The organism is Micromonospora sp. NPDC001898 (assembly GCF_042891255.1).
Taxonomy (GTDB): Bacteria; Actinomycetota; Actinomycetes; order Mycobacteriales; family Micromonosporaceae; genus Micromonospora.
Window position 1 is genome coordinate 1 of sequence record NZ_JBIATC010000058.1, and the last position, 1025, is coordinate 1025.

At 62.8% G+C, this 1025-nt stretch carries 1 protein-coding gene; it reads left to right on the forward strand.

Annotated features, from left to right (window positions below; translation table 11 throughout):
- Nucleotides 1-753: 753 nt before the first annotated feature.
- Nucleotides 754-1025 (forward strand): hypothetical protein (locus ACFYZF_RS30670; protein ID WP_387026677.1); only part of this gene is annotated, 272 nt, incomplete at its 3' end.

The window sequence follows — 1025 nt, forward strand, 5'->3', positions numbered from 1 at the left end:
ACCGAATCGCCTCCACGAATCAAAACCAACCCTACGGGGGAGAGACGGTCCCGCAAATCGATGATCGCCCCCACAGTCATGGACGACGATACCGCGCGGTTGTGGCATGTCAAGATGAACTTCGATTCACATCGAAGACGATGATTTTTGTCAGATCTGAGGGGTTTGGGTCGATCGGGTGGCGCAGTTGTTGGCGACGGGCGGTGATCCAAAATGCTGGCGACAGGCGGTGATCCAAAAAAAACCGCCAAGTGGGCGAAGTTCGCAAATGAACGAAGGCTGACCGACATGGCGCGAATATCGGATTTGCGTAGACCTGATCCAGTGCGGGACGCGGGATCGCGGCGAGACTGGAGCTGGACACTGTCAGGCCGGGTAGTTGTCGTCGCCCCGGGGCGGTTGCCACGATAGTGCACATGGCCGACGCCGTCCGCGCTCGCCGCATCGAGAGGCGCCCGATGCCCGGGATACTGCTGATGAACGGACTGGACCTCGGAATTCTCGCTGACCGGGGAACCGGAGGATCACGGCAGGGACACGCGGGGCGACATCGTCGCGGCGGTGAACGTGATCGCCGTCCGGAGCGGGAGTGAGGCCGGCCTCATCCGTGCCGGGCACGCGCACCGCTTCTCGGCCGCCGGCGCGATCGTAGATCCGGGCACCCTGGTGATCACGTGCCGGAGTCTGCAAAACGCCTAGGCACGCGAGCAATTCCCTCACCGGTTTGCCCCGGCCCCGCGTATCCGCTCGACGGTGGCGAGTAAGCCTCCCCGGTTTCCGGAAAGCGAAGGAAAAATGGTAGGCTTCTGGCTCAAAGAGCTTCTTCGTCGGTGGGCAGAGCATGCCGCACTGCTTCACCCGAATGCCGGAAATGCGGCGACGCAATTCACCTGCTGCGCCATACCGGCCTGCTACATGTTCGCCGTGCCTGTTCACTCAGGCGTCGACGACCCGCATCGTCGGGTCCTTTTCTCGCCGCGCTTCGAGGTGGACATCGACGGTCTGTGGCTGGTCGACGACGCCGC